Here is an 8,810-nt window from a genome sequence, read left to right as displayed (position 1 = left end):
GGGGCGGACAGTGGCGGGGCCGGCTACGGCCGGGCCACCTCGCGCGCAGCGGGGGAGCGGACCGGAAGCAGGACCAGCAGGCCGGCCGCCAGCACGGCCACGATGCCGATGATGCCGTACCGCTGGGCACCGAAAATCACGATGCACGCCGAGAACAGCGTGGGTGCCAGGAAGCTGACCGCGCGTCCCGTGGTGGCGTACAGGCCGAAGAGTTCGCCCTCCTTGCCCTCAGTGGCCAACCGTGCGAGGAACGCCCGCGACGCGGCCTGCGCCGGTCCCACAAAGAGGCACAGCAGCAGCCCGAACACCCAGAACGTGGTGTCGCCGCTCCATTGCATCCCCAGCATGTCCTGCTCGCCCGGACCCAGCACCACCACGGCGGTGCCGGCCAGGATCAGTCCGATCAGCGACCCGACGATCACTGCCTTGGGTCCGGCCCGATCATCAAGGAAGCCGCCGATCACGGAGCCGACAGCGGCAATCACGTTGCCGAAGATGGCGAACATGATCACCCGCGAGAGTTCCCAGCCGAAGGTTCCGGACGCAATTACTCCGCCGAAGGTAAACACCGCTGCCAGTCCGTCGCGGTACACGGCACTCGCCAGCAGGAACCAGATGGTGTGCCGGTCGCTCTTGAACAGCGCCTTGATGCGCTGGAAAAGCAGTTTGTAGGAGGCAATGATGCCCAGGCGGGCCACGGCGTCCTGCCGCGGAACCTCCGGGACGGCAAACATCAGCGGCAGGGCGAAGAGCAGGAACCAAACGGCGGAGAACACAGCGACCGAGCGCAGGTTCAGGCCGTCCTCGCTGGTCACGCCGAACCAGCCGACCTCGGGCTGGACAAAGCCGACCAGCACCAGTGCCAGCGCCGCAATGCCGCCCACGTAGCCGGCCGCCCAGCCCAGCCCACTGACCTTGCCCACGCTGGCGGGCGTGGACACCTGGCTAAGCATGGCGTTGTAGTTCACGCCGGCGAATTCAAAGAACAGGTTGGCGGCGGCAATCAGCGCAACACCCAGCACCAGGAACTGCGGGGAGGGGAAGACAAACCAGCACGCCGCCATCAAGGCACACACCAGCAGCGTGTTGATGGTCAGCCATTTCCGCCGGTGGCCGCCGGCGTCGGACCGTTGCCCGGTGATGGGGGCGAGGACCGCCACGGCGACGCCGGCCACGGCCAGGCCCGCGCCCAGGACGGCCGAATTGTCATCGGTGTCACCGAAGGAGGACGAGGTCAGGTACACCGTGAATACAAAGGTGGTCATCACCGCATTGAATGAGGCGGATCCCCAGTCCCAGGACGCCCAGGCAAGCACCTGCTTCCAGCGTGCAGGTTGTGAAGCGGGCGCGGCGCTGCCGTGCGCTTTGTGTGTTCTGAGACTCATGCCGCAGAGCCTAGTGCCAGCGGGCGGCAAAAGCGGCATTCTGCGCTCCGCACCCGGCGGCGAGTCCCGGTGGCGCGGACGCCGAATAGGAGGGCGCGTGTATGCCATGGGTAGAATGTATAGACGACCTTGACCGCCCCCCCCTTTGATAACTCCACCGATTACTAGACCGCCAACTACACGGATCTTTACTGCGTGTAGCGCTGAATCAATGACAACAGAGTCCGGGAGATCATAGTGCTGTTTGTGTTCACCGTTTTGTTTACGGTGGCACTGGTTGCGCCCTTATTTTTCCGGAAGGCTGGCCGGTCGGCATTCTTCCTTCTCGCTGCCTTCCCGGCAGCTGCGTTTGCCTGGCTGATGGCCACTTTCCCGCAGTACACCGGCGCCAACCAGACCATTGCCTCGGGAGCGCCCAACGCTCCGCCGTCCGTAACCATTCCCTGGATTCCCGACCTGCGGGTTGAACTCGCCTTCCGGATGGACACGCTCTCCGCCGTGCTTTCCATCCTGATCCTGGGCGTGGGTGCGCTGGTCCTTTTCTATTGCGCCCGGTATTTCCGGCCCAATGACCCGAAGATGGGCACGTTCGGTGCCCAGCTGCTGGCTTTTGCCGCCGCCATGTTCGGACTTGTGACGGCAGATGACCTGATCCTGCTGTTCATCTTCTGGGAACTGACCACCATCCTCTCCTACCTGCTCATCGGGTACGCGGCACACCGCCTTTCGGCCCGGCGCGCCGCGCTGCAGGCGCTGATCGTCACCACGTTCGGCGGCCTGGCCATGCTGGTGGGCATGATCATGCTCGGTTCCGCGGCGCAGACGTACCGGATCTCCGAGATCATGGCGCAGGCCCCGGAACTGGTGGACTCCGGCACCCTGGTCAACGTCGCCATCGCCCTGATGCTGGTGGGCGCCGTGTCGAAGTCGGCCCTGTTCCCGTTCCACTTCTGGCTGCCGGCCGCCATGGCTGCGCCCACGCCGGTCAGTGCCTACCTGCACGCGGCCGCGATGGTGAAGGCCGGCATCTACCTGACGGCACGGCTGGCACCGGGCTTCGCGGAAACGGCGTTCTGGCACCCGATTGTGCTGGTTCTGGGCCTGGCGACCATGCTGCTGGGCGGCTGGCGTGCCCTGCGCCAGTACGACATCAAACTGATCCTTGCCTACGGCACGGTCAGCCAGCTCGGTTTCCTCACCCTGGTGGTGGGACTGGGTTCGCGGGAGGCCGCCGTCGCCGGCATGGGCCTGCTCCTGGCCCACGGTTTCTTCAAGGCCACCCTGTTCCTGGTGGTCGGGATCATCGACCACCAGGCCGGCACCCGCGACATCCGCAAGCTGTCCGGGATCTTCCGGGCCGCGCCGAAGCTGGCCGTGGTAGCCGTGATCGGTGCTGCGTCCATGGCCGGCGTGCCGCCGCTGCTGGGGTACGTGGCCAAGGAATCCGTTTATGAGACGTTCGTGCACTACGGCGAGCAGCAAGGCACGTTCGCGGCGTGGCTGCTCCTGGCCGGGATCGTCGCCGGGTCCATCCTGACGTTCGCCTACAGTGCCCGGTTTATCTGGGGAGCGTTCGCCACCAAGGACGAGTGCAAGTCCACTCCGTTCAAAGCGGTGTCCTGGTCCTTCCTCGGAGCCCCCGCCGTACTCGCGGCGGCCACGGTGGTCTTCGGTCTCTGGCCGGCCCCGCTGGATTCGGCCATCGCCTCCTACGCGGATCTTTTCCCGTCGGAAGGCAAACCGACCCACCTGGCGCTCTGGCACGGGCTCACCCCCGCACTTGGACTGACCGTCCTGACCCTCGCGGTCGGAACCGCGCTGTTCCTGCTGCGCCGGCAGATGGAATCCTTCCAGCGCGACGTCGCCTCGCCGATCGATTCCGAACGCACCTACCGCGGAGCCATCGGTGTGCTCGACGACGTCGCCGTCTGGGTGACGGGCCGCACGCAGCGTGGTTCGCTCACGTTCTACCTGTTCGTCATCCTGATCATGGCGATCATCACGCCGTTCTCGGCGCTGATCATCCGGTCCGCACCCATGCCGGACAGTTTCCGCTGGTATGACAACCCGTTGCAGGCCGTGATCGGAGCCGCAGTCATTTTTGGCGCCGTTGCCGCGGCACGGGCAAGCAAGCGCTTCCTGGCCGTGCTTATGGTGTCCGTCAGCGGCTACGGCATTGCCCTGATCTTCGCGCTGCAGGGTGCCCCGGACCTGGCGCTGACGCAGATGCTGGTGGAAACCATTGTGCTGGTGGCCTTCGTCCTGGCGCTCCGGTCCCTGCCGGCCCGCCTGTGGAAGCGCGAGCCGAAACGACACCGCCTGCTCCGCGCGCTGCTGGGCATTGCCTTCGGCGCTTCCATGGTGGTCTTCGCCATGACCGCAATGGCGTCACGCGTGGCCACCCCCATTTCCCTGGACTTCCCGAAGCTGGCCTACGAGGGCGGCGGCGGATCCAACATCGTGAACGTGACCCTGGTGGATATCCGCGCGTGGGACACCTTCGGTGAAATCACCGTGCTGGCCATCGCTGCCACCGGCCTGGCCTCCCTGATCTTCGTTCGCGGACGCGGCGACAAGCGGCGCCGTGCGGAGGGCGTGGCCACCGGCTCGGTGGACCGCGGACGGGAGCAGTTTGCCTCCACGGGCCGCCGGCAGGCGACCCTGGCACTGGCCCGGAAGTTCTCCAGCGTGGGCCGGGATGCCTGGCTGGTGGCGGGCCGGACGCTGGCTCCCGAGCGGCGTTCCATCATCTTCGAAGTGATCACCAGGCTGCTGTTCCACTCCGTCATCCTGTTCTCCATCTACCTGCTGATCGCCGGGCACAACGCCCCCGGCGGCGGGTTCGCCGGCGGCCTGATGGCCGGACTGGCGCTGACCATCCGGTACCTGGCCGGCGGGCGCTTCGAGCTGGCGGAAGCCAGCCCGGTCAGCGCCGGAACCCTGCTGGGCGGCGGTCTCGGCCTCATTGCGCTGTCCGCGGCAGCGCCGCTGTTCTTCGGCGGGCAGATCCTGCAGAGCGCCATCATCAAGTTCAGCTGGCCGGTTTTCGGGGAAATCAAGTTCGTCACCTCCACGATCTTCGACATCGGGGTCTACCTGGTGGTGGTTGGCCTGGTCCTGGACGTCCTGCGCAGCCTGGGTTCGGAAATCGACGAACGCAGCGAGGGCGACAGGGACGACGACGACGAGAGCATTGTGGAGGAACCGCAAATCATCGGAACTGAGCAGCAGCTGGACGCCGACGCCGGCACTGGCGCCGGCACCCGGCCGGAAGAGGAAGAGGTGGCCCGGTGACGGTAAACCTGACACTTCTCCTCGTGATGGGCGCCCTGTACGCCTGCGGTATTTATCTGCTGCTTGAACGCAGCCTGACCCGGGTGGTGCTTGGCCTTGCCATGCTGACCAACGCCACCAACATGCTGCTGCTTGCCACGGGCGGGCCGGCGGGACTGGCGCCCATCTTCAACAAGGACCTGGCAGCAGATGCCTACAACGATCCGCTGCCGCAGGCCTTCATCCTCACCTCCATTGTCATTTCCTTCTCCGTGACCGCCTTTATGCTCGGCATCATCTACCGGTCATGGATCCTGGGCCGGCAGGACGAGGTCCAGGACGACATCGAAGACCGCCGCGTGGCCAGCCAGAGCAGTTTTGACGCTGAAGACGACGCCGACGTCCCGGAGGACACCACGGAATTCACCCCGCCCGCCGAAGCCGAAGAAGCTCCGGGCTCCCAACGCCATAACAGCACCGGAACGGAACCGGAGGTGAACCGGTGAACACTGCAAGCCTTGCACCCCTGGCCGTGGTGCTGCCGGTCTTCGGTGCCGCCCTTGCCTTTATCCTGATCCGCCACCAGCGCTCCCAGCGCGTGGTCAGCGTCAGCATCCTTGCGCTGACGCTGGTGCTGGAAGTGATCCTGTTGCTCTCGGTCTGGGACAGCGGTGCCGTGGCGGTGAATCTGGGCGGCTGGCTGCCGCCGTTCGGCATCACCATGGTGGTGGACCAGTTCTCCGCCCTGATGCTGGTGGTGTCCTCCGCCATCAGCCTTTCGGTGCTGATCTACGCTGCCGGCCAGGGCATGGCCGACGGTGACGAAGACGGACCGATTTCGATCTTCCACCCGACCTACCTGATCCTGGTGGCCGGCGTCTCCAACGCCTTCCTGGCCGGAGACCTGTTCAACCTCTACGTCGGCTTCGAGATCCTGCTGACGGCCAGCTATGTGCTGATGACCCTCGGCGGGACCACGCCGCGGATCCGGGCGGGCGTCACCTACGTGGTGGTCAGCGTGGTGTCCTCGGTACTGTTCCTGATCGCCATCGCCATGATCTATGCCGCCACGGGCACCGTGAACATGGCGGACCTGGCCCTCAAGCTGGGCGAGCTGGACCCGGCCACCCAACTGATGCTGCACCTGATGCTGCTGGTGGCGTTCGGCATCAAGGCCGCCGTCTTCCCGCTGTCCTTCTGGCTGCCCGACTCCTATCCCACGGCCCCGGCTCCGGTTACGGCGGTGTTCGCCGGCCTGCTGACCAAGGTGGGCGTATACGCCATGGTGCGGACCGAAACCCTGCTGTTCCCCGGGGACCGGATCAACACCCTGCTGATGGTGGTGGCCGGCCTGACCATGTTGGTGGGCATCCTGGGTGCCCTGGCGCAGACGGACATTAAACGTATGCTCTCCTTCACCCTGGTCAGCCACATCGGTTTTATGGTCTTCGGCCTGGCCATCGCCTCCGTGGTGGGGATCGGCTCCGCGGTGTTCTACGTGGTCCACCACATCACCGTGCAGACCTCGCTGTTCCTGGTCACCGGGCTGATTGAACGGCGCGGCGGCACGGCCAACATGGACCGGCTGGGCGGACTGGCAAAGCTGTCGCCGCTGCTGGCGGTGCTGTACTTCATCCCCGCCATCAACCTGGCCGGCATTCCGCCGTTCTCGGGATTCCTGGGCAAACTCGGCCTGATGCAGGCCGGTGTGGATTTGGGCACCCCGCTGGCCTACGTGCTGGTCGGTGCCAGCGTTGCCACCAGCCTGCTGACCCTGCTGGTGATGGCCAGGGTATGGAACCGGGCGTTCTGGCGTACTCCCGAGGACGCCGTCCACCCGGATCCCATCCTCCTGGCCACCAGCGCCGACGGTTCCAGCCTGCGCAGCTCCGAGAACGTCAACGAGCATCCCACCGGCCGGTTCTCCGGACGGGAATCGGTGGACCTGCTGCCCCGGACCATGGTTTATCCGACGGTGGGCCTGGTGGCCCTGGGCGTGGCACTGACGGTCCTGGCCGGTCCGCTGTTCTCGCTCAGCGACAACGCGGCCCGGGACCTGCTGGACCGGACTCCCTATATTGAAGCGGTCCTCGGGGAAGGAGCGGCACAGCGATGACCAAGGAAGCACGCATGCGCAACCGGTCCCGTATCCCGCTGCTGCAGGAACTGCCCCTGCTGATCTGGCTGGTGGTCCTGTGGGGCGCACTCTGGCAGGACTTCAGCGCAGGAAACCTGATCTTCGGGGCCGTGATCGCCTTTGTGGTGGCGAATATCTTCTACCTCCCGCCGGTGGAACTCAGCGGACGGTTCAACGTCTTCTACGCCGTGCTTTTCGCCGGGCGGTTCCTGTACAAGCTGGTGCTCGCCAGCTTCCACGTGTTCTGGCTTGCCGTGTTCCGCGGCCCGCGGATCCGCAACGGGGTCATCGGCGTGAAGCTGCGCAGCCGCTCCGACCTGTTGGTGACCGCTACCGGCCACGTGCTTTCGCTGATTCCGGGCTCGCTCATTGTCGACGTCGACCGTTCCACGTCCACGCTGTACCTGCACGCCCTGGACGTGGCCACGGCCGCACAGGCGGAAAAGACCCGCACCGATGTGCTCAACGCCGAGGCCTGGCTGATCCGCGTCATGGGCACCAAGGAAGAACTGGCCGCGCTCCAGGCGGAGAGCGCCGAATCGCGGCAGCAGAAGATTGGAGGCGGCGCATGATGGGCGTAGCTGTAGTGGTCGTATCCGTGATGCTGGCCGTGGCCGGTGCCGGAGCCATTTACCGGATTGCCCGCGGCCCCTCGATCCTGGACCGGGTCATTGCCACGGATGTCCTGCTCGCGATTGTGGGTGCCGCCCTGGTGACGGATATGATTGTCTACCGCAACCTGGATTACCTCGCCCTGCTGGTGGCCATTTCACTGATCGGGTTCCTCGGCTCGGTGACCGTGGCCCGCTTCGTCACGGACAGGAGGTAAGGCAATGGAAGACACCGTATACGACGCCATAGCCGCAGTGCTGATGATCGGCGGCGCCCTGATGTCGCTGGCCGCAGCTATCGGCCTGATCCGCTTTCCGGACCTCCTGAGCCGCATGCACGCGGCGACCAAGCCGCAGGTACTGGGCCTGCTGCTGTTCCTGCTGGCCATGGCCGTGTCCTTCCGCAGCTGGAAACTGCTGCCCATCCTGGCCGTGGCATGGCTCTTTATGCTCCTGACCGCACCGGTCTCTGCCCACATGGTGGGCCGGGCCGGCTACCGGACCAAGCACCTGCGGCCGGAGCTGCTGGTGATCGACGAGCTGGACGACGTCGTGGAACGGGCCCAGCGCCTGCTCCAGGATGCCGAGGCCGAGGAGATGGAAAACGACAACGACGATCCCCGGGTGGACGACGATCCGGGAGCTGCTGCCTATACCGGGGAGCTGGACGACGACGAACTGCTCGCCGCCCGCCAGCGCAAGCCGCAGGAATAGGCACAGCGGTTAAACAACAGCGCCCGGCCCCGGAAATCCGGGCCGGGCGCTGTGCTGTGTACCGCCGGCTGGGCGGTGCTGGGAAACTGTGGCGCTTAGACGACCTCAGGGGTCTTCTGGTACCGCTGGATGGCCCGCTGCGTTCCACGGTTTGTCAGGACACGGATCACCGAGCTGACGGCGCCGGAAACCACGGCGAAGGCGACGGCCGAACGCAGGCTGTTTTCGAGGCTGCCTTCAGCGTCCTTGGGCGGCTCGTTGCCGGTGGCCTTGGTCCAGACGAAATCCAGCACCTTGGCGGCCACGATGCCGGACAGGATGCTCGCTCCGGTTCCGAGCAGTTTGAGGATCAGGTTCATGAGTACTCCTAGCTTCGGGCGTTTGTCCTAACCCTACGGTATCCGCTGTCAGCCGCATGGTCCCGGTACGGCCGCAGATCAGGGTGCCTGTGAAGAAGCCGAAGGCGTGTGTAGAGTGGAACCGCAAACACACGACAGGGGAGCGCACGTCCACGGCAGCCTTAGGGCAGCAGGGGGCAAGGCGCTGAGAGTGCGGATCACCGCAGACCCTCGAACCTGATCCGGTTAGTACCGGCGAAGGGAGTCGAGAGCTCAGGGAAATACCAGCCCGGAGGCCGGCCAACACCGGACTTCGCGGTGCCGGCCTGTGCCGGCGCGCTATGACCCTCCC

Annotated in this window: 7 protein-coding genes, 1 pseudogene and 1 riboswitch; of the genes and pseudogenes, 6 read left to right on the top strand and 2 right to left on the bottom strand. The window is 65.7% G+C overall.

The annotated features are described in order from the left end of the window. Positions 1 to 23: 23 nt before the first annotated feature. Positions 24 to 1,424, bottom strand: coding sequence for an MFS transporter (locus AC5RUF_RS14025; RefSeq protein WP_494130984.1), 1,401 nt, complete (start codon positions 1,422 to 1,424; stop codon positions 24 to 26). Positions 1,425 to 1,622: 198 nt separating this feature from the next. Between AC5RUF_RS14025 and AC5RUF_RS14020 the strand changes: the two genes are divergently transcribed. The 6 genes and pseudogenes from AC5RUF_RS14020 to mnhG form a co-directional block, all read left to right on the top strand. Continuing rightward, the gene (locus AC5RUF_RS14020; RefSeq protein WP_494130983.1) at positions 1,623 to 4,679 is read left to right on the top strand and encodes a Na+/H+ antiporter subunit A; all 3,057 of its coding nucleotides are present in this window, start codon (positions 1,623 to 1,625) and stop codon (positions 4,677 to 4,679) included. Further along, positions 4,676 to 5,164 (top strand): Na(+)/H(+) antiporter subunit C, encoded by a 489-nt coding sequence (locus AC5RUF_RS14015; RefSeq protein WP_493997489.1) that lies wholly within the window; start codon positions 4,676 to 4,678, stop codon positions 5,162 to 5,164. The genes AC5RUF_RS14020 and AC5RUF_RS14015 overlap by 4 nt, the downstream gene beginning before the upstream one ends. Continuing rightward, entirely contained in the window at positions 5,161 to 6,774 is a 1,614-nt protein-coding gene (locus AC5RUF_RS14010) for a Na+/H+ antiporter subunit D (protein WP_493997490.1), read from the top strand. The genes AC5RUF_RS14015 and AC5RUF_RS14010 overlap by 4 nt, the downstream gene beginning before the upstream one ends. Further along, positions 6,771 to 7,367 carry a Na+/H+ antiporter subunit E gene (locus tag AC5RUF_RS14005; RefSeq protein ID WP_494130982.1) on the top strand — a complete coding sequence of 199 codons (597 nt, stop codon included), beginning with the start codon at positions 6,771 to 6,773 and terminating at the stop codon, positions 7,365 to 7,367. Before AC5RUF_RS14010 ends, AC5RUF_RS14005 begins: the two co-directional genes overlap by 4 nt. Continuing rightward, a complete protein-coding gene (locus AC5RUF_RS14000) occupies positions 7,364 to 7,624 on the top strand; it encodes an MrpF/PhaF family protein (RefSeq protein ID WP_493997492.1) in 261 nt (86 codons plus the stop codon). Before AC5RUF_RS14005 ends, AC5RUF_RS14000 begins: the two co-directional genes overlap by 4 nt. A gap of 4 nt (positions 7,625 to 7,628) precedes the next feature. After that, positions 7,629 to 7,970, top strand: a pseudogene (gene mnhG, locus AC5RUF_RS13995) (monovalent cation/H(+) antiporter subunit G); the annotation flags it as partial. A gap of 245 nt (positions 7,971 to 8,215) precedes the next feature. Here mnhG and AC5RUF_RS13990 read toward each other — a convergent pair. Beyond that, the gene (locus AC5RUF_RS13990; RefSeq protein ID WP_493997493.1) at positions 8,216 to 8,479 is read right to left on the bottom strand and encodes a DUF4235 domain-containing protein; all 264 of its coding nucleotides are present in this window, start codon (positions 8,477 to 8,479) and stop codon (positions 8,216 to 8,218) included. Positions 8,480 to 8,605: 126 nt separating this feature from the next. Then, a riboswitch (TPP riboswitch) is annotated at positions 8,606 to 8,739 on the top strand. Positions 8,740 to 8,810 lie beyond the last annotated feature (71 nt).

It is taken from the genome of Arthrobacter sp. Y3224198 (assembly GCF_059090025.1).
The sequence above is the reverse complement of the archived record's forward strand: the minus strand, read 5'-3'. Positions and strand labels throughout refer to the sequence as shown.